The 19,071-nt window shown below is 65.7% G+C and carries 17 protein-coding genes; 8 read left to right on the top strand and 9 right to left on the bottom strand.

Annotation, left to right across the window (positions count from 1 at the left end):
- Positions 1 to 254 precede the first annotated feature (254 nt).
- Positions 255 to 4,001 carry a peptidoglycan-binding protein gene (locus ACOYW5_RS09570; RefSeq protein ID WP_423069019.1) on the bottom strand — a complete coding sequence of 1,249 codons (3,747 nt, stop codon included), beginning with the start codon at positions 3,999 to 4,001 and terminating at the stop codon, positions 255 to 257.
- A gap of 201 nt (positions 4,002 to 4,202) precedes the next feature.
- Here ACOYW5_RS09570 and ACOYW5_RS09565 point away from each other — a divergent pair, with 201 nt between their 5' ends.
- Complete coding sequence (locus ACOYW5_RS09565) at positions 4,203 to 4,862, top strand: response regulator (RefSeq protein ID WP_423069018.1); 660 nt, start codon at positions 4,203 to 4,205, stop codon at positions 4,860 to 4,862.
- 84 nt (positions 4,863 to 4,946) lie between these two features.
- Here the strand turns inward: ACOYW5_RS09565 and ACOYW5_RS09560 are convergent, their stop codons facing one another.
- Positions 4,947 to 6,563 (bottom strand): PAS-domain containing protein, encoded by a 1,617-nt coding sequence (locus ACOYW5_RS09560; protein WP_423069017.1) that lies wholly within the window; start codon positions 6,561 to 6,563, stop codon positions 4,947 to 4,949.
- Between the two features lie 199 nt (positions 6,564 to 6,762).
- Here ACOYW5_RS09560 and mscL point away from each other — a divergent pair, with 199 nt between their 5' ends.
- Positions 6,763 to 7,191, top strand: a complete 429-nt coding sequence (gene mscL, locus ACOYW5_RS09555) for a large conductance mechanosensitive channel protein MscL (protein ID WP_423069016.1) — start codon at positions 6,763 to 6,765, stop codon at positions 7,189 to 7,191.
- A gap of 104 nt (positions 7,192 to 7,295) precedes the next feature.
- Positions 7,296 to 7,616 carry a hypothetical protein gene (locus ACOYW5_RS09550; RefSeq protein ID WP_423069015.1) on the top strand — a complete coding sequence of 107 codons (321 nt, stop codon included), beginning with the start codon at positions 7,296 to 7,298 and terminating at the stop codon, positions 7,614 to 7,616.
- 99 nt (positions 7,617 to 7,715) lie between these two features.
- On the opposite strand, the gene ACOYW5_RS09545 is transcribed toward ACOYW5_RS09550, so the two are convergent.
- On the bottom strand, positions 7,716 to 8,663 hold the full coding sequence (locus tag ACOYW5_RS09545; protein WP_423069014.1) for a hypothetical protein: 948 nt from the start codon (positions 8,661 to 8,663) through the stop codon (positions 7,716 to 7,718).
- A 241-nt stretch (positions 8,664 to 8,904) separates the two neighbouring features.
- Between ACOYW5_RS09545 and ACOYW5_RS09540 the strand changes: the two genes are divergently transcribed.
- Positions 8,905 to 9,543, top strand: a complete 639-nt coding sequence (locus ACOYW5_RS09540; RefSeq protein ID WP_423069013.1) for a response regulator transcription factor — start codon at positions 8,905 to 8,907, stop codon at positions 9,541 to 9,543.
- A 55-nt stretch (positions 9,544 to 9,598) separates the two neighbouring features.
- Positions 9,599 to 10,354 (top strand): class I SAM-dependent methyltransferase, encoded by a 756-nt coding sequence (locus ACOYW5_RS09535; RefSeq protein WP_423069012.1) that lies wholly within the window; start codon positions 9,599 to 9,601, stop codon positions 10,352 to 10,354.
- Between the two features lie 70 nt (positions 10,355 to 10,424).
- On the opposite strand, the gene maiA is transcribed toward ACOYW5_RS09535, so the two are convergent.
- Together maiA and ACOYW5_RS09525 are read right to left on the bottom strand one after the other, a co-directional pair.
- Positions 10,425 to 11,060: a maleylacetoacetate isomerase gene (maiA, locus tag ACOYW5_RS09530; protein WP_423069011.1), complete on the bottom strand. Its 636-nt coding sequence runs from the start codon at positions 11,058 to 11,060 to the stop codon at positions 10,425 to 10,427.
- Positions 11,061 to 11,111: 51 nt separating this feature from the next.
- Positions 11,112 to 11,591 carry a flavodoxin family protein gene (locus ACOYW5_RS09525; protein ID WP_423069010.1) on the bottom strand — a complete coding sequence of 160 codons (480 nt, stop codon included), beginning with the start codon at positions 11,589 to 11,591 and terminating at the stop codon, positions 11,112 to 11,114.
- Positions 11,592 to 11,827: 236 nt separating this feature from the next.
- Between ACOYW5_RS09525 and ACOYW5_RS09520 the strand changes: the two genes are divergently transcribed.
- A complete protein-coding gene (locus ACOYW5_RS09520) occupies positions 11,828 to 12,025 on the top strand; it encodes a hypothetical protein (RefSeq protein ID WP_423069009.1) in 198 nt (65 codons plus the stop codon).
- Positions 12,026 to 12,115: 90 nt separating this feature from the next.
- Here the strand turns inward: ACOYW5_RS09520 and hemA are convergent, their stop codons facing one another.
- A complete protein-coding gene (hemA, locus tag ACOYW5_RS09515) occupies positions 12,116 to 13,396 on the bottom strand; it encodes a 5-aminolevulinate synthase (protein ID WP_423069008.1) in 1,281 nt (426 codons plus the stop codon).
- A 358-nt stretch (positions 13,397 to 13,754) separates the two neighbouring features.
- Here hemA and ACOYW5_RS09510 point away from each other — a divergent pair, with 358 nt between their 5' ends.
- Positions 13,755 to 15,080, top strand: a complete 1,326-nt coding sequence (locus ACOYW5_RS09510; protein WP_423069007.1) for a hypothetical protein — start codon at positions 13,755 to 13,757, stop codon at positions 15,078 to 15,080.
- A gap of 13 nt (positions 15,081 to 15,093) precedes the next feature.
- Here ACOYW5_RS09510 and ACOYW5_RS09505 read toward each other — a convergent pair whose 3' ends face one another.
- A complete protein-coding gene (locus ACOYW5_RS09505; RefSeq protein WP_423069006.1) occupies positions 15,094 to 16,086 on the bottom strand; it encodes a S1C family serine protease in 993 nt (330 codons plus the stop codon).
- Between the two features lie 172 nt (positions 16,087 to 16,258).
- Here ACOYW5_RS09505 and ACOYW5_RS09500 point away from each other — a divergent pair, with 172 nt between their 5' ends.
- Complete coding sequence (locus ACOYW5_RS09500; protein WP_423069005.1) at positions 16,259 to 16,843, top strand: response regulator transcription factor; 585 nt, start codon at positions 16,259 to 16,261, stop codon at positions 16,841 to 16,843.
- 55 nt (positions 16,844 to 16,898) lie between these two features.
- On the opposite strand, the gene coaA is transcribed toward ACOYW5_RS09500, so the two are convergent.
- Both coaA and coaBC read right to left on the bottom strand, forming a co-directional pair.
- The gene (gene coaA / locus ACOYW5_RS09495; RefSeq protein ID WP_423069004.1) at positions 16,899 to 17,840 is read right to left on the bottom strand and encodes a type I pantothenate kinase; all 942 of its coding nucleotides are present in this window, start codon (positions 17,838 to 17,840) and stop codon (positions 16,899 to 16,901) included.
- Positions 17,837 to 19,039 (bottom strand): bifunctional phosphopantothenoylcysteine decarboxylase/phosphopantothenate--cysteine ligase CoaBC, encoded by a 1,203-nt coding sequence (coaBC, locus tag ACOYW5_RS09490; RefSeq protein ID WP_423069003.1) that lies wholly within the window; start codon positions 19,037 to 19,039, stop codon positions 17,837 to 17,839. Before coaBC ends, coaA begins: the two co-directional genes overlap by 4 nt.
- Between the last annotated feature and the right edge of the window lie 32 nt (positions 19,040 to 19,071).

The raw sequence follows: 19,071 nt of genomic DNA, 5'->3' as shown, positions 1-19,071 counted from the left end.
GGTGGGCTCAGGGCATCTCCGGGCTGTAGCGCTCGGGCGCGACGGAAATGCGACGGGTTTTCGCGAAATGCCACCGACCGTTAGCATCAAAATGCAAAGGCGAGGTTAGCCTACCGGATGGGTCGGGAATTGCCGGGTGACCGGCGCTCCATCCCTGCACAAGACCGGGATAGAACTGTGGGCGGACTTATGGCCACCGCCTACCGGATGTCCGGCGAAAGCCGGGCGACTTCTGCCCGATCTTCGTGGGGATGCTAGACCGGCTGGCTGCCGAGGACCGCGAGCAGCCGCGGATTGATCTTGCCGCTTTCGTTCATGCCAGTCTGGCGCTCGAAGCTGCGGATGGCATCGGCGGTCTTCTCGCCGGCGACGCCATCGGGCGTCCCGACGTCGAAGCCGAGCTGGTTGAGAGCCGTTTGCACGCCGGAAACGACACGGGCATCGGTGATCGTCTCGCCCGGGTCGAACTTGGCGTTCCAGGTGCCGATCGGGGCGAAGTTGGCGACGAAATCGATCTGCTGCGACTTGAAGTTGGCCACTTCGTCGATGAGCTTCTGCACTTCGGCCGCCGCGAGCGAGGAGGCGATATCGTCACGGGCCTTCGCCGCATCCTTGTCGCCGCGGTTGGCGGCCAACGAGAACCACTTGAATGAAGCGTTGAGGTCCTGCTTCACGCCCAGCCCGCGGGCATAGAGCATGCCGAGGTTGAACTGGCTGTCCTTCATGCCGCGGTTGGCGGCTTCTTCAAACCACTTGGCGGCGGCGTCGAATTGCTGGGTGCCGAGACCCCCACCGGCATAGAGCGCGGCGAGGTTGTGCATGGCCATGCGGTTACCCGCCTCGGCCGCCTGCTGGTACCACAGCCGCGCCTGGTTGATATCCTTTTCGACACCGCGGCCGTTCTCGTAGAGGTTGCCGAGCCGGTATTGCGCCGGGGCAAAGCCCTGGCTGGCGGCACGCTCGTACCACATGGCCGCGGCCTTGAGATCCTCGGGCACGGCGCGGCCTTCGGTATAGATCGCGGCAACCTCGAACTGGGCCCGCGCGTCGCCATTGGCCGCAGCCTGGAGCAGGGGGGCGGGGCCGACGGCGGCCGGTGGCGGCTCGACCTTGACCGGGCTCTCGAGCGCGCTGGGCAGCGGCTGCACGGCGGCGCTGAGGCTTGCGGGCACATCGGCCAGCGCCACCTGCGTCGCCGCCTGAAACGCCTGAGGCAGCGGCGGCTCCGGTGTGCCGGCAACGAACTTCTGTGCCGGCCCGTTGTTGATGGAGCCGGTCGTCAGCGTATCGAGCACGATGCGCGGCGTGCTGGACTCGATGCCCTGTTGGGCCATCGGCACCGGTACCATGGCCGCGTCGCTGACATCCGCGCCTGCGGTAGTCGAGGCTGAAGCTGCCTCGTCGGGCTTCATGCGCTGGTTGATCAGGTTGATCGTCAGGCAGGCGAGCGCGACGACGCTGGCCGCGAGGAGGATCGGCTGCTTGTGACGCAGCAGGAAGCTCTGGCGCGGCTTGCCGGCGCCATCGGGAGAGGGGCTGGTCTCCTCGGCGCCGAGCGCGATGAGGCTCGGCTCGGGTGCCACGGGCAGCACATGCGGTACCGGCTCCGGGTCCGGCATCCACTGGCTCGGCGGGTCCTTGTCGCCGGCGAGCTGGCGCTCGGCCTTGGGCTTGGACTTGAACAGCGAGAAGCGCGCCGGCTTTTCCGTCTCCGGCTTGACCTTGGGTTCGGGCTTGCCCTTCACCTTGGGCTTGGGCTCCGCCAGCTTGCTGGCCTTGACCTTGGGCTCCGCAGCCGCCTTGAGCGGTCTCTTCGTCTCCGGCTTCGCCGGCAGACCGGCAGCGGGAGCAACCGCCGCCTCGCGATTGGCCTGGAAGCGCGCGAAGGCGCGGCCGATCAGTGAGCCGCTATCGACCGCAGGCAGCATGCCCGGTCGGGTGGCGGCCGCCTGGCGGGCTGCACGCCGATGCGCTTCGATGAAGGTGTTGCGGCTCGGGAGCGGCTGCTCATCCTCGACCGGGCGCGCCGGGGCAGGGACCTCTTCCTGCGCCACGAACACGTCCTCGTCGGGCCGGTCGAGCGACGACTGCGGCTGCGGCGGGCGTTCGGCGAGGCTGGGATCGAACACCGGCCGGACTTCGTTCTCGAGCTCCTCGAGCGATGCCATCACCGGCTTGGCAGGCGGCAGGGTCACCGGCTCCCGCACGGTGGTCGCGGGGCTGGGCCAGGCGAAAGGCTTGTCGTAGAGCGGCGCTTCGGCAGCGGGTGCCGCCGGCATGGCGTCGGCCGGATCGAGCGTCTCGTTAGTGGCTGCCGGTTCGGGCCCGACCGAGAGCGGCGCAAAATAGGCCGAGGCCGGCTTGGCAGGCTTCGCCGGCGGAGCGATCGGTTCGGGCGGAGGAGCAATCGTCGCAACGAGCGCCGGCGCCGGACCGGTTTCGGCCTGCCGCTTCTCGAGCGACGTCTCGAGCCGCTGCAGCCGATCGTTGACTTCGCGGATGGTGGCCGACAGCGCGACGGTCTCGTCGTTCGGCTTCTCCGCCGCTGCCGCCTTCATCACCCGGGCCACGCGCTTCTCGATCTCGGCAAAGCCGGCCTCGTCGAGGCCGCCTGCCACCGGAGCGGCGCGCTTCACCGCTTCCGACGTCCGCTCCGCCACGAGATCGGCGATCTCGGAGAAATCGGGCATCGCCGCCTCGGCGGGGGCGGCATAGAGCTTGGCGAGACCGGTCAGCTGCTCGCCGGTCTGGTCCATGCGCGCCACCAGCTGGCGCACCTGCGCCTCGAGCTGCGCAATGCCCGGATCGGTCGGCCGCTCGGCGACCTGCTCGCTCAGCGTGTCGATCTTGGTCTCGATCGCGGCAAAGCGCGGCTCGAGCGCCATGACGACCGTGTTGCGGAGCGCCTCCATCTCGAGCTTCAGCCCGCCTACGTCGGCGCTGCGTGTCTCGATATCGGAGATGCGGTCGTTGAGCGCGTCGATGAGTTCGATCAGCCCCTGCGGCTGCTGTGGCGACTTGATCGCCTGCGCCACGCGGCCGAGTTCGAGGGTGATCTTTTCGAGTTCGGCCGCCGGCATGGCCGTGCTGCGCTCGATGGCATCGACGCGGTCATAAATGCCGCGCAGGCCATCCTCGATCGCCGTCATCGATTCCTTGAGCCCGTCGCGCGGGCCCTCGACTTTGCCGGCAAACTGCACCTGCAGGTCGGCCAGCCGGCCAACGGTAGCGCTCACATCGTCGAGACGGGCGGTCATGCCGCTCGTATCTGAGCGGTCGGCATAGTGCTTCTGCAGTTCGGCGAGCTTGGTGACGGTCGATGCGACATCGTCGAGCCGGCTGTTCAGCGCCTCGGCATCGACTTTCGGTCCGTCGGCGATGAGCTTGGCGAGCCCCGCGATCTGGCCCTCCAGTCGCTTGACTTGGCCGGTTTCGCCGACCGCGCCCGCCAGCATCTCGACCACATGGCTGAGCTGGCCCATCTGGTCGGCGATCTCGCGCACATTCGCCGTCTGGCCCCGGGCCTGGGTCTTGAGCTCCCCTTCGAGCCGCTCGAGCCGGACCGAGATGCCGCCGACGGCGTCGGCCAATTCGTCGAAACGCGGCACCGGCGCAATGGGCGCCGCCTCCATCGGTGCGATTGGCTGTGGCGTCGGCTGGGCGAAATGCCGCGACCGAATCTGGTGGATGGCCGCTTCCAGCGTATCACGCGGGTTGTCGGCGAGAGGGGCGTCGCGATCGCTGAACTTGTCGATGGCGCGCTGCACTGAGCGCAGGGCTTCGCGATGGCGAGTGTCGGGCTCGACTTCCGCGACCTGGTGGCGAAGGTCGCGCATCCGTTCGGCGAGGCGGTCATAGGCCGGCTCGGGGCGCACCGTGCGGGCGACCTGCGTTTCCACCTGATCGAGGAGCGCTACCAGTTCGCCGCGCAATTCCTGCCACTCGCCCGCCCCGGGCTGGCCGTAGTCCTGCGGTTGGAACGGGGAAGTCGCACGGGCCATCGGTCGAATCCCAAGCACCTGAAACACTTGCATGGCCATGAGCGGCCATAGGCAATCCGGTTACTCTTGGAAAAACATGGTAAAGATCGCGTTAAGTTCGCTCGCATTTTGCGAATCGGGCCATTACGCCCCGCCGCCATAAGTGGGATATAAAAGGCGGCAGGGACTTGATAGGTAGGCCGCGAAGAGTTCAGGTGTTTCATGACCACGCGCCGCATCATCATCGTCGATGACCATCCGCTGTTCCGCGCCGCATTGCGCCAGACGCTTGCCGGCGGCGATCCCTCGATCACTGTCGAAGAGGCCGGCGACCTGAGCGAACTGAGCGCCGCCCTTGAAGGCGAACGCGACTGCGACCTGGTGCTGCTCGATCTCAACATGCCCGGCACGCGCGGCTTTTCCGGGCTGCTACTGCTCCGCGCCCAATACCCCGAAATCCCGGTGATGATCGTCACCGCGGTCGAGGACGGCGGCACGATCCGGCGCGCCTTCGAGCTCGGCGCCTCCGGGTACCTCCACAAATCGGTCGGCCCCGCCGACATCCGCCGCGCCATCGAGACGGTGCTCTCCGGCGAGGTCTACGTGCCCGAAGGCATGGACTTCCCGGCCGAGGATTCGCAGAGCCAGCTGATGCGCCGCCTCGCGACGCTGACGCCGCAGCAGGTGCGCGTGCTGATGATGCTCAGCGACGGGCTGATGAACAAGCAGATCGCCTACGAACTCTCGATCTCCGAAGCGACGGTCAAGGCCCACGTCTCGGCGATCCTGCAAAAGCTCGACGTCGACAGCCGCACCCAGGCGGTGATCGCCGCGAGCAAGATCGAAGACGGGCAGTTTGATGAGCTCCTGAGCGGCGCGTAGCGCAAAATCGCTCCAGTGGAGCGATCTTAGCGAAGTAGGCCATGAGAGCTACGCTCGAATGGCAGGTGGCGGCCAATCCGTGGGCTAAGCCTCGACCCGCTTCATATCCCGCTGCCCGGCCAGCTGGCTGATCGTCGCCCGCAACGCGCCCGGCTTCACCGGCTTCGTCACCACGGCAATGCCCCGCTCCTCGGCGAGTGTCCGCACCGCCGCGCTGCGATCGGCCGTGACCAGCGCTGCCGGCAGGTGGCCGCCGACATTGTGCCGCAGCCACTCCACGGCATCGAGCCCCGAGGTCTGGTCGAGGTGGTAGTCCATCAGCACCAGGTCAGGCAGCCAGCCGAGCAGCAGCCCGTCCTTGTCGATGTCCTTGAGCGAGCGGGCCGAGCGCACATCACAGCCCCAGCCGCCGAGCAGCCCCTCCATCGCATCGAGGATGGCGCGCTCGTTGTCGACGCAGAGGATGCGCAGCCCGGTGAGATTGGTCGCCGGCTCCCGCGCCGGCGCCGGCTCGGGCGCCACCTTCATCGAGCGATGGTGCGGCAGGTAAAGTGAGAAGCGCGAGCCCCGCCCTTCCTTGCTTTCGAGCTCCAGCGTCAGGCCCAGCGCCGATACCAGCCGCTTGACGATCGAAAGCCCCAGTCCCAGCCCCTGCGCCATGCGCGCGCCGTGCTCGAGCCGGCTGAACTCTGCAAAGATCAGTGCGTGCTGGTCCTTGTTGAAGCCGATGCCGGTGTCGATGACGTCGAAGCGCACCCGGGCGCCGCGCAGCCGGGCCCCCACCAGCACGTGGCCGCCGGGGCGGGTGTACTTGATGGCATTGCTGATGAGGTTCTGGATGATGCGCGCCACCAGTTGCCTGTCGCCAAGCACCGCCAGCGAGGTATCGACCAGCTTGAGCGAGATCTCCTTCTTCAGCGCCAGTGGCGCGAACTCGACGTCGATCTTCTTGAGCAGATCCCGCACCTGGAACGGCACCGAGCCGGGCTTCAGCGCGCCGGCATCGATACGCGAGATATCGAGCAGCGCCGACATGATCTCCTCGACCGCCGTCAGCGAGGCTTCGATCGAATGGGCCAGCTCGTCGAGCCCGGTGCCTCCGGCCCGCTCGACCAGCGTCGAGGTGTAAAGCCGGGCCGCATTCAAGGGCTGCAGCAGGTCGTGGCTGGCCGCGGCGAAGAAGCGGGTCTTGTCGCGGTTATTGGCATCGGCCTTGGCGCGCGCCACTTCCAGCTCGGCATTGACCTGGATGAGCGCGGCGGTGCGCTCCGCCACACGCCCCTCGAGCGACTGGTTGATGGTCGCGAGCTCGGTCTCGGCCTGCACCCGCGCCGTCACGTCGGCAAAGCTGATCACCAGCCCGCCATCGGGAAGGCGCGAAGAGTGGAACTCGAGCACCTGGCCCTCGGAGCCGAGCCGCTGGCTGATCGTCGCATGCGACTGGGTGAGGGTCTGGACGCGCAGCGCCGCCAGGTGGATCGCATCGCCGGGGCCGAGGTCGCCGCGCCGGGCGACATAGAGCGCAAGGTCGTAGAGCGGCGTGCCGGCCCTCATCAGTTCCGGGGGCACGGCGAGCAGCTCGCCATAGCGCTGGTTCGACATGACGAGCCGCAGGTCACGGTCGAACACCGCGATGCCCTGCGGGATGTAGTCGATCGCCTGCTTCAGCGTATCGGTTGTGTCGATCAGCGTTTCGACCATTTCGGTTCCGTCTTTTGGCCGGAATATCTGCCTCGGCCGCCGCCCCCGCAAGGCCACACAAAGTCGAGGACTTCGCTTCCGCAGCACCGGTTGTGAGTTGCTTTGTCGCAGGAAACGGGAAAAGTTGAACAACGGGCACGGCTTAGGGCATCCGCCGCAACGGGGAGGCGGCCGGCGCCGGGACGGAAGGGGAAAGACCATGTTCAAGGAATTTCGCGATTTTGCCCTGAAGGGCAACGTCATCGACCTTGCCATTGGCGTCATCATTGGTGCCGCCTTCGGCGCCATCGTTTCGTCGGTCGTCGATGACGTTTTCATGCCGATCATTGGCCTGATCCTGAACGGCATCGATTTCTCCAACCTGTTCGTCCCGCTGTTCCCGCCCGAGGGGGCGACTTACCCGACCGTCGCCGCCGCCAAGGAAGCCGGCGTCGCGACGCTCAACTACGGCCTGTTCATCAACGCCGTGGTGAAGTTCACCATCATCGCTTTCGTGCTGTTCCTCGTGGTCAAGGGCATCAACCGCCTGCGCCGGAAGGAAGCCGAGAAGCCCGCTGCTCCGCCCGCTCCGACGACGGAAGAAAAGCTGCTCACCGAGATCCGCGACGCCATCAAGGCGCAGAAGTAGCTGAACCGGGTTACGCGGCACGGGACAGTTGTTCGGTGCCGCATCGACGCGTCTTCGCGCTCCCGCTATGCTCGCCACGACGGCCATGAGCGCGGGGGCGGGCAGTGAGCGTTATTGAGCAGACCATGGTGACGATCCAGCTGGCCAATGGCGGCTGGGCGCTCCAGAGCATGGATACGATCCGGATCGACGGCTGCCACTGGCTGGTGCCGGTCTGGAACATCTCGGCCGACGGCGTCACCCGGCAGCCACAGCGCATCATCTCGCTGGTCATGGCCGACACCGGCGGCCCCGCTACCGATGGCGACGCCTTCACCGGCCTGCCGATCCCCGACACGCTACTGTTCGATGGACACATCCCACTGGGCGTAGCGCGGCTGTTTGTCGTTCGCGAGAGCCCGGATGTGTGGGTGCCGGTGGGGTAGTGCCAGTTTAGGAAGAATGTCCCAATGACATTGCTAGCGATCCAGCCGGGTGGTGGAGATGTCCCACGTAGACAGGCTTCTTGTGACGTTTCGAGCCTATCAGGCGGGGAAGGTATTGTTGGGGTCGAAGTAGGCCTCGATCATTTTTTGAACGGCGAGGCGCGTTTCCTCCGCCGCTACACGGAGCGTCTCGATGACAGGATGGTGGGCGAGGGCTTCACGATCCGAGAAGGCTATGGCGAAGGTCGGCTGAACCTTTGTTTCGTTCTCAGAGTCTGGGAGCTCGCGGGTTGCGTACCGGAAGTTTTCGAGGACCATGAGGGCGTCATCGCTTGGCGAACCGGCAAACACCAAGGTCGTGCCGGCGGGCATGGGGTAGCCGGTCGTATCCTTCAGCAGGGCTTCCTCGGGTTCTCCGGCTCGGATTAGCGCCTTAACGTCGGTGAGAACCAGCACCTGGTGCTTGTCTTGAATGTCCAGGAAATGCACGCCGTAGAGACCGCCATTCCCGCTTGGGTTCGGCCCGAGCGACTCGATGGCTTCAACGACCTTTTTTCCTGCGAACTCTACCTGTCCCTCTTTGATCGCGTTTCTAAGAGTACCCGGAGCGTCATCCCTCGGGAACGGGAACTGGATTTTGCTAGGCTTGGGGGACCTGTCCTTGGCCATCATGAACAGGGTGTGGTCAAGCGCTGCCCTAAGGTTGTGGACGGCGTCGCCGACGATGAGCGGGAACACTCTCGGGATGGGTTTGTCTTGTTTGACAAACAGGGTCTTCCGGTTGGCTTTGCGTTCGTGCCGCTCCCACAGGACGAATGGCTTTTGAGCGAGGAAAGCATCGCTTTGGGCCGCCATGTCGTTGATGTGATGGTAGGCGCGCTCAAGTTTGAGCGTTGGCCCATATAGTAGCGTTTCGGGAGTGATCACTGCGGAAGTCCCCGGATTTCTGCCTATCGAAGGAGCTTCAACGGCAGCCACCTTCTCGGTGTTGATGGACCTTATCGCATTCGCAGCGGATTGCCTAGGAAAAATATCCTTGACGACCATCAATGCGGCATTTATGCCTATTCGTTGTTACGGGCTCCCGCATACGTAGTTTCTCTAATCGGAGAACGATTACACTTATTGCATGCTGTGCGCCGATATTGGGCGCGTCGGCAGCGGATGAGTACTGGCAAGATCATCGTCGCAATACGCGACGGGACAGTGCCAGATTTTAGCTTGTAGGCCGCGTGACAAGCGAACAGACGTACGACGATCTCTTCACCATTTGTTGCTGGAACATGTCATGACGGAACAATTCTATTATTCGTCGTTTTTGCACCGAGATCGTCTGGTGCACATTCTCGATGCCGATGCAGCAACCTGCGAGGCGTTGAGCGTGCTGTTTCGCCTCGAGGGCTTCCAGACCGCTTTCGCCGTTGATACCCCGAGCTTCCTGATGGCGGCGGAGCGGCGGCGGCCCGATATCGCCATCGTCAATATCCGCATCGGCAAGGAGGACGGCCTCGCCATTCTCAAGCGGATCAAGACCATGCGGACCGGCACGCCCGTCTTCATCCTCGAGGATCGGCCCGAGGTCGATTCCGCCGTGCTTGCCATGAAGGCCGGCGCCTCCGACGTTTTCCCCAAGCCGATCGATTCCGAGCGCCTCGTTCGCGCCGTGCGCGATGCGCTGCGCCATGACGTCCAGCTCGGCACCGTCGCCTATGACGGCCGCCGCAACATCGAGGTACGCGGCTTCGACCAGCTGACGCCGCGCGAACGCGAAGTGCTGCAGCTCATCACCAACGGCCAGTCCAACAAGGAGGCCGGCCGCAAGCTCGGCATCTCGCCGCGCACCATCGAGGTGCACCGGGCGCGCGTGATGGAGAAACTCGGCGCGCGGAACACCGCCGACCTGATGCGGATCGTGCTGACGAGCTAGGTGGCGGCGGCGGCCGGCTCATGGTAGCCAAGCCTCCCTCTGGAGGGAGGAGGCCATGGTGACCTGGACCAAGCACGAGGACATCTGGGACGAGGCCGCTGCAGCGAGCTACGACACCCCGGGGACCGGCATGTTCGCGCCCGAGGTGCTGGAGCCTGCGGTGGAGCGGCTCGCGGCGCTCGCCGAGGGCGGCGCCGCACTGGAGTTCGCCATCGGCACGGGCCGCATCGCCATCCCTCTGCGCCAACGCGGCGTGCCGGTCGCCGGCATTGAGATCGCCTCCGCCATGCTGGCGAAGCTCCGCACCAAGGCGGACGAGGCCGCAATCCCCGTGGTGCTCGGCGACATGACGACGGCCACTGTGCCCGGCCGGTTCTCGCTGGTATTCCTCGTCTTCAACGGCATCTCCAACGTCGAGACCCAGACCGAGCAGATCGAATGCTTCCACAATGCGGCACGGCACCTCGGGCCCGGCGGACGTTTCGTCATCGAACTCTGGGTGCCCGAACTGCCGCAGCGCACCGTGGCCGCCAAAGCCAACGTCGTGCGCGCGGAGGATGGCTACGTGCTGGTCGATACCGTGGACGTGCTGGCCCAGCACGTCGTCTCGCACCACTTCCGCTTCGGCCCCGAGGGCGAGGCCGCGACCCTGTTCCGCTCGGCACATCGCTATGTCTGGCCGGCGGAGCTGGACCTCATGGCTAAGCTGGCGGGGTTCGATCTCGAGACCCGTCATGCCGACTGGCGCGGAAGTCCGTTCGACGCCGCCTCGACCGGCCATGTTTCGGTGTACAGGCTGGCGGGAGGCTGACAGGCAGTCGCTCGGTACGCCCGTGGTTAGGGTGTGCGAATGACGCCAGGGGGCGGCAACGACTGGTAGCCTACCCCGGATAATCCACCTGCGCTTCGGGCGCCGCAGCGGCGAATGCCGGCAGGTCCCTGCAGGCCGCGTCGAGCGCCACGAGCAGCGGATACGGTGTCAGGTCGCATTCGAACCGGCGGGCATTGGCCATCTGCGGCACGAGGCAGGCTTCCGCCAGCCCGGGTGTGTCGGTGAAGGCGAAGCGCGTCGCGATCGAGCGGTTGGCGAGCGCCGTTTCGAGGCTGGCGAAGGCTGTCGCCACCCAGTGCCGGTACCAGGTCGTGATCTTTTCCTCCGGAACCTCCATCTCCCCGGCGAGATACTTCCGGACCCGGTTGTTGTTGAGCGGATGCAGGTCCGCCGCGATCAGCAGTGCGAAGGCGCGGGCCTTGGCGCGCTCGATCGGATTGGCCGGGAGCAGGGCCGGTTCGGGGTGCAACTCCTCGATCAGCGCGATAATCGCCATCGACTGCGCCACGATCTGCCCGTCGATCTCGAGCGCCGGCATCAGCCCCTGTGGATTGACCGCGCGATATTCCGGCGAGGACGCCGAGGGCACCGGCACATACTCATAAGCGATGCGCTTGAGGTTCAGCACGATGCGCACGCGCTGTCCGGCCGAGTTCTGGTAGCGGGAGTGAAGGCGGAGTGTCATGACGAGTGCGCGGTACCGCCGGTATGCGACGGATCGATGACATCGGACCGCTCAACCGGTGGATACACCGCCGGCGATCTGTTTCAGCCAGACTTCCGCCCGCTCGATTTCGCCCGGTTTGAGGGGGCCTTCAGTTCCATGCACCAGGAAATCGCCATTGGGCGCGAGCACGCGATAGCCCTTTTCGTGCAGCGTGCCGACGATTCGGTCGGCTGCATAGCCGCCGACCTGGATGACCCAGCGCAGGGGCACCGGCTGGATGTGATCGGGATCGAGCCGCGTATCGAAGGCCGCGGCGGCCAGAGCAGCCTTGGGCAGGCCGCCGGTGAACTCGGAGATCACCGGCGTCGGCGCAAAGCCGCGGGTCGGCGATCCGACCACCAGCAGGTCGAACGCCGCGGGATCGAACCCGGCGGCGTCACGAGCCTGCAGCAGGGTGACCTCGCCCAGTTCGCGTGCCGACCTGGCAATAGCCTCGGCAATCACGGCCGTGTTGCCGAACACGCTGTCGTAGACGATGGCGATCCGCATCGGGGCCTCCGCTTCCTTCGATAAGCCGCAGACTGGCAGACCGTGAGCGGTGCATCTTGATCGAGATCAAGGCGTGTTCCGCCGCCCGTAGAGGACGCACAGGGCGGTCCTCGGAGACCCCCCGGAAGCGGACGCTCGCGGGCCCGATGGGGACTTTCGTCCCTATCCGGAAACCGCCACTGGGCTTGCCTAGTTTACTCGGCCGGTATGAAACTGTGCGCCGGGTGGAGGGGGCGATGGCTGATTGGATACCGTGGGTCAATCTCGGCCTGAACGTGACCGGGGCGGCCTTGATGGTGCATTTCGGCCTGCCGAAGCCGATCCCGTTTCTTGGGCGCGAGGACAGTGACCCTATCTGGGGCTTGCTGGGCCTGACACTGTTTGCCACCAGCATCGTTGTCCGGATAAGCACGATCCTCTACACGGCCACCTGATGTCCGCTTTAGCGGCGATCCACCCACACGCGACAGAAGGTTTTGGGGCGTCGGGGCGCGTCGGAGTCTGATAGCCCCGGTGTGGCGCGTTCAGCCGCCGGCCGAGCTGAGCGTCAGGTCGCCGCTCGCCAGTTTGTCGACGCTGACCCGTGGCGCCGGCCGCTCGCGCGGCAGCTCGAGGCTCGCCCAGACGCTGACGAGCGCATGGCGCAGCTCGATGATCATCTCGTCCGTGTGGAGCGGCGTCGGCGTGATGCGCAGCCGCTCGGTGCCCTTGGGCACGGTCGGGTAGTTGATCGGCTGGATGTAGATATTGTGCTTTTCGAGCAGCATATCGCTCGCCGCCTTGCAGAGGCGCGCATCGCCGACGATGACCGGCACGATATGCGTATCGGTCTTGAGGATCGGCAGGCCGGCGTCGGCAAGGATGTCCTTGGTCAACTGCGCCTGGCGCTGCTGGCCCGCGCGCTCCGCCGACGAGAGCTTGAGGTGCTCGATCGAGGCGCGCGCCGCGGCGCAGAGGGCCGGGGGCAGGGCGGTGGTGAAGATGAATTCGGGCGCATAGGAGCGCACGGCGTCGATGATGGCGCGGTTGGCGGCGATATAGCCGCCCATGACGCCAAAGCCCTTGGCGAGCGTGCCCTCGATGATATCGATGCGGCCCATCAGACCCTCGCGCTCGGCAATGCCGCCGCCGCGCGGGCCGTACATGCCTACCGCATGCACTTCGTCGATATAGGTGAGGGCGCCGAACTCTTCGGCGAGGTCGCAGATCTCCTTGATCGGCGCAATGTCGCCATCCATCGAGTAGACGGATTCGAACGCGATCAACTTGGGGCGCTTGCGATCGACGGAGGCCAAGAGCTCACGCAGATGCTCGACGTCGTTGTGCCGGAAGATCTTCTTTTCCATGCCCGACTGGCGCACGCCCTGGATCATCGAGGCATGGTTGAGCTGGTCGGAAAAGATCACGCAGTCCGGCAGCAGCCGAGCGATGGTCGAGATCGCCGCTTCGTTCGACACAAAGCCCGAGGTGAAGACGAGCGCGGCTTCCTTGCGATGGAGGTCGGCGAGCGAACGCTCGAGCTCGACCAGCGGGCGATTCGTGCCCGAGATATTGCGTGTGCCGCCGGCGCCGACGCCGAGCTTGGCCGCGGTGTCCTGCATGGCGGCGATGGTCACCGGATGCTGGCCCATGCCGAGATAATCGTTCGAGCACCAGATGGTGATCTCGCGCTGGTTGTCGGAGGCATCACGATAGATTGCGCGTGGGAATCGGCCGGCGATGCGTTCGAGATCGGCGAAGACCCGATACCGCTTCTCTTGCCGCAGCGCGTCAACGGCGTCCTCGAAAAACCCGCGATAATCCATGGTCAAACTCTTCTGCCAAGCCCTGCGGCCAAGGGATAGCTAGTCCCGTGGCCGTTCCATTGACATAGGTCAATTCGCCGCGCGGTGGCCTATACAAGTCATTGGCCGGCCTGTCGCTTGGCACCAAGTCTGGAACCATCCTAAACAATGGCGCCTGTCGTGCCAATCAACCAAGTATCAATACGGAGGGATGCGGTCGCGGCGAGAAAGCGGTACCTTCATGTTCAGAATGTGTTCAGGCACGACATGCGACCCGGGGAGGAACGGGTCGCCCGACGTGGTTGGACCCAATGCCTCCGGTTGACCCGGGCCCGGCGTTGTCTACTATTCGAACCCAGGAACCAGGGGGGATCCGAAAATGAAGAGCTTCTCTTCAACCAGCTTCGCCAATGATCACGCGGAGGTGCTCGACCTCGCACTGGCCGCCGTCAACAAGCATCCGCAGGCGCTGTTCACCGACTTCCAGTGGTTCCTTTACGAGGCCCGCGACACAGTGTTCTTCACCGCCCCGTCGCGCACCAGCTTCACCAAGGACACTATCGGCAACCTCGTTGCCGACATGGTGGCGCTGGCGCCGCAGCTGACTCACGGCTTCGTCGGCGCCCGCCCGGGCCAGCCGTTCCCCAAGCATGTGCTCGATGCCATCACCAATATCGAGGAAGTCGACGAGTTCGACGGCTACCCGGACAAGTGGGTGAGCAAGTCCGTCGATATCTTCGAGCGCGATGACCTGCCGCTGTTCCGCGTCTCGGCGGCCGTGCGCCGCGGTGGTCCGGATGCCGAGGGTCGCGCCTCGATGATCCAGGTGCGTTCGAGCCACGCCCTGCTCGAGGGCTCGGATTCAGCGCTCCTGACGCGCTCCGCTTCGGCCGGCCACGGCATCATGAGCGACAAGTCCAACAAGGTCAGCCTCGGCACCCGCATCAAGGGCAAGCTGCGCGGCTGGTCGATGACCTGGACCTACATCATCCTCGCCAACCTGCTGTCGCCGCCCGAAAAACCCTGGGGCTTCAAGACCCTGGCGATCAAGCGTCACCGCCTGCGCCTCCTCGCCAACCGCATCGGCGTCAGCCAGCGCTCGCTGATGTTTGCGCTCGTGACCTATGCGCTCAACGGCGAGGGCGCCGAAAAGCACATGTCGAAGAAGATCATAGGCGCTGCCTACACCATGCTCGACGGCAAGCGCCATGACGCCGACGACGACTTCTTCCGCGTCCGCGCGCTGCAGGCCAAGTTCAAGGTCCACGAGGATTTCCTCACCTTTGTGCGCGAGCTGGACCGGACCGTGTGCCAGATCGAGCAGAAGGACATCACCAAGTTCCAGGTGATGATGAACTCGATGTTCCACACGCTGCGGGGCATCAACAAGTTCTGGAAGGGCCTGCCGGGCACGCGCTTCTGGCGCTTCAACGGCGGCATGCACATCGTGCTGACCTTGGTGCCGCCGCACCGCACCTATGGCCCGATGACCCACGGCATGATGGAGCCGATCTATTGCGGCGCCTGGCACCCGGCGGCCAACATCTGCACCTTCTGCCCCGGCCGCGAATACGTGACGCTCAACTTCTCGCTCGAACAGCGGCATCTGCCCAATGTCGACAAGGTCGAGCAATTGCTGGCCAAGGTCGAGGCGATGGACATCGTCTCGAGCGGCCGGGTGGTTGTCGAGGACGAGGGGCTGTAGCGGGGCGGCAGCTCTATTGCGCCGGCCGCTGCGTCAGCAGCACGTCGAGCTCCAGCAGGCGGCCCTGCCGCAGGATCTGCAGCTTCACCTGCCGGCCGATGGCCTCGGCATTGAGCATCCGCAGCAGCGGCCCCGGCCCTTCGACAGGCCGGCTGTCGAGCGCCAGCAGCACGTCGCCCTCGCGTACCCCGGCGCGATCCGCCGGGCCGCCCGAAACGATTGAGTGCAGCACCGCCGCCGACTGGCTGCCGACATGAGCGGCATCGGCCACCCGCCGCGGCAGGTTCACCGTATCGGCGGCAACGCCGAGCCAGGCCCGCCTTACCCCGCCATGCTGGAGGATTTCGCCGAGCACGAGCTTCACCGTGTTGCTCGCGACGGCAAAGCAGATGCCCTGCGCGCCGGCGATCATCGCCGTGCTGATGCCGATGACCTCACTGGTGCTGGAGGCCAACGCGCCGCCGGAGTTGCCGGGGTTCAGCGCCGCATCGGTCTGGATCACATCTTCGATCGGCCGCCCCGACGGCGAGCGGAGGCTACGGCCCAGGGCCGAAACGACGCCCGCCGTGACCGTCGACTCGAACCCGAGCGGGTTGCCGATGGCGATGGCAATCTGGCCGCGCCTGAGGCTGGAGCTGTCACCCAGGGTTGCGATGGGGAGGGCGGTGCCGTCGACCTTGAGGATGGCGAGATCGGTATCCGGATCGGCTCCGAGCACGCGTCCGGCCAGCCGGTGCCCATCGGGCAGCGCCAGGTGGACGTCGCGGTGCTTGCCGACCACGTGCGAATTGGTGACCACCAGCCCATCCTGCGACAGCACCACGCCCGAGCCATGGCCCTTGCCATCGGTCGTGACCATGCCCACGGCCGGCCCAAGCGTCTCGGCAACCTGGGAGACGCTGAACGAATAGGCGTCGAGCAGATGTTCATCAGTTAATGGAAGCGGTTGTGCATTAATCATGCTGACGATGTGGGCGCGCTTGCACATGGCGGCGAGACTGCCCATTTGGGGAGCTATCGACTTGTTGCCTCGCGCGCCATCGTCGCAAGCGACGTTCGGCGACGAAGCGGGGCCTTCTTTCAGGCAAGGTTCGTCACCACATTGTATGGACATCGGCTCGCCCCGGTTCCACTCTGCAATGCGTGGGCGTGCTGGGCCGAAACGGGAGTGCTACGCAGTGGTCTACTTCAATCCGAGAGCAGCTTCGGCAAATCCGGGCAGCGCAGTCGCGCCCTCGATGCTGGGCGGGCTTGCACTGGGCGTGGCCTTCGACCTGACCGATCCGGCGCTGGAGCAGGTGCTGCGCGGCCTCGTCGCCGACCGGGCCGATCTGTTCGAAGCCGATACCGGTGAGGCCGCCGTGACGATCACCGATCGCCCGGCATCACTGGGCGGCGCTATCGACACACATCGCGTGCTGCGTATCGGCGCCGACGAGGGCCGTCGCAATGCCATCGACAGCCTCGATCCCGTCCTCGTTCTCGCAGCGGCAACGCTGATCGGCTCCGGCTATGCGCTCGAGCGCGACGCGGGCGAAAGCCGCCCGAAGAGCACGACGACGTTCCCGGCGCTCAGCCAGCGCGAGCGCCAGGTAGCGACGCTGCTGGTCGATGGTGCCTCCAACAAGGTGATCGCCCGGGCGCTCGATATTTCGGTGCACACGGCCAAGTTCCATGTGACCGCCATCCTCGACAAGCTCGGCGCCCGCAACCGCGCCGACGCAGTATCGATCATCCTCCGCGAAGGCCTGATGCCGAGCTGATCTTGCAGTTGGCCGGGGATGACAGCCGGTGTGTGGGGCGCGCACCGTGCCCGCTTCACACCAGCCGCAGAAGCACTTCGCTGAGCCGGTGATCCCCACCCTTCTTCAGCACCAGGTCCGCGCGTGATCGCGTCGGCTCGATGTTTTCGCGCAGGTTCACGAGGTTGATGGACTGCCAGTTGTCCATGCCGAACTTGCCGGCCTCGTCCTTGCTCATGTCGGCATAGCGCTTGAAAAACGAGTTCGGGTTGCGGAACGCCGTCTCGCGCAGCCGGAAGAAGCGCTCCATGTACCAGGCTTCGAGATCGGCCGGGTCGGCATCGACGTAGATGGAGAAATCGACGAAGTCGGAGGCGAACAGCACCGGCTCGCCAGTCTTCCGGCCCACGCCCGGCTGCAGGATGTTCAGCCCCTCGACGATCAGGATATCCGGCTGGTCGATCACCGCATGCTCGCCTGGCACGACGTCGTAGACGAGGTGCGAGTAGATCGGTACCTCGATGTCCCGCCGCCCCGATTTCACATCACCGAGGAAAGCGACGAAGCGGGCGCGGTCGTAGCTCTCGGGGAAACCCTTGCGCCGCATCAGCCCGCGCTCCGTCAGCACGGCATTGGGGTGGAGGAATCCGTCGGTGGTGACGAGATCGACCCGCGGGCTCGACGGCCAGCGCTGCAGCAGGGCGCGGAGGATACGCGCCGTCGTCGATTTACCTACCGCCACCGAACCGACAATACCGATGATGAAGGGCACCTTCGGCTCGACTGTGCCGAGAAAGCGCCGCGACACCGCATGCAGCGACTGGATCGCCTCGACGTGGAGCGAGAGGAGGCGCGTCAGGGGCAGGTAGGCAGTTTCGGCCTCTTCAAGCGAGATCGGATCGCTGAGCGAGCGCAGCCGCTCGATATCCTCGGCGCTGAGCGTCATCGGCTCATCAGCGCGCAGCGCGTTCCACTCGGCGCGCGTGAAGTGGTGGTAGGGCGTGAGTTCGACCGTCACGCCAGCCGGTCCGCGATCAGCTGCGCGAGGCGTTCGGCCACTTCATCCTTGCCCAGCTCCGGCCACTCGTCCGCGCCATTGGCGCTGAGGAGGGTTACCCGGTTGCGATCGCCGCCCATGGTGCCGGTGCCCGTCGATACGTCGTTGGCGACGATGATGTCGGCGCCCTTGCGCTCGAGCTTCTTCCGCCCGTTGGTGATGAGATCCTGCGTCTCCGCCGCAAAGCCGACCACTAGCTTCGGACGCTGGGCGTGGTGTCCGACCGTAGCGAGAATGTCGGGGTTCTCGACCATGTGAAGCACCGGTGGCTCGGTCGCGCCCGGCTGCTTCTTGATCTTCTCGCTCGCTGCCTCGACGACGCGCCAGTCCGCCACGGCGGCGACGAAGACCGCGCCATCAGCGGGCAGGGTGCTCTCGACAGCCGCCAGCATTTCCGCCGCCGTCTCGACATGGGTGGTCAGCACCCCGGCCGGATCGGCGATTGCCACTGGCCCTGTGACGAGTCGCACCTCTGCCCCGAGCCGCACCAGCGCCGCCGCTATGGCGTGCCCCTGCTTTCCCGATGAGCGGTTGGCGATGTAGCGTACCGGATCAATCGGCTCATGCGTCGGCCCCGAGGTGACGATGATCTTCTTGCCGCTGAGCGGCCCGCTGCCGAGCCGCGCGACGACCGCCGCAACGATCTCCACCGGCTCCGCCATCCGCCCTTCGCCGGCCTCGCCAGACTCGGCCATCTCGCCGCGATTGGGGCCGACGAAGCTTACGCCATCGGCGACGAGTGTCGCCCGGTTGCGGCGGGTCGCGGGGTGGTTCCACATCCGTGGGTTCATCGCCGGCGCCATCAGCACGGACTTGTCAGTCGCGAGCAATACGGCGCTGGCGAGATCGTTCGCCGCGCCGTTGGCGAGCTTCGACATCAGGTCCGCCGTAGCGGGCGCGACGACGATCAGATCGGCCTCGCGCGACAGCCGGATGTGGCCGACATCGTGCTCGTCATTGCGGTCGAAGAGATCGGTGAACACCCGGTCGGCGCTGAGCGTCGCGACCGACAGCGGCGTCACGAACTGCTGTGCCGCTGCTGTCATCACGCAGCGCACGCTGGCACCTTCGTCGCGCAGCCGCCGGATCAGCTCCAGCACCTTGTAGGCGGCGATACCGCCACCGATGATCAGCAGGATCTTGCGGGATTGGAGCTTCATGCGCGGGACCCGTTGCCGAGAACAGTGGCCGC

This window comes from Devosia sp. CN2-171, from assembly GCF_049354815.1.
Taxonomy (GTDB): domain Bacteria; phylum Pseudomonadota; class Alphaproteobacteria; order Rhizobiales; family Devosiaceae; genus Devosia_A.
Note: the sequence above shows the minus strand (reverse complement) of the source record. Positions and strands in the feature narration are given on the sequence as shown.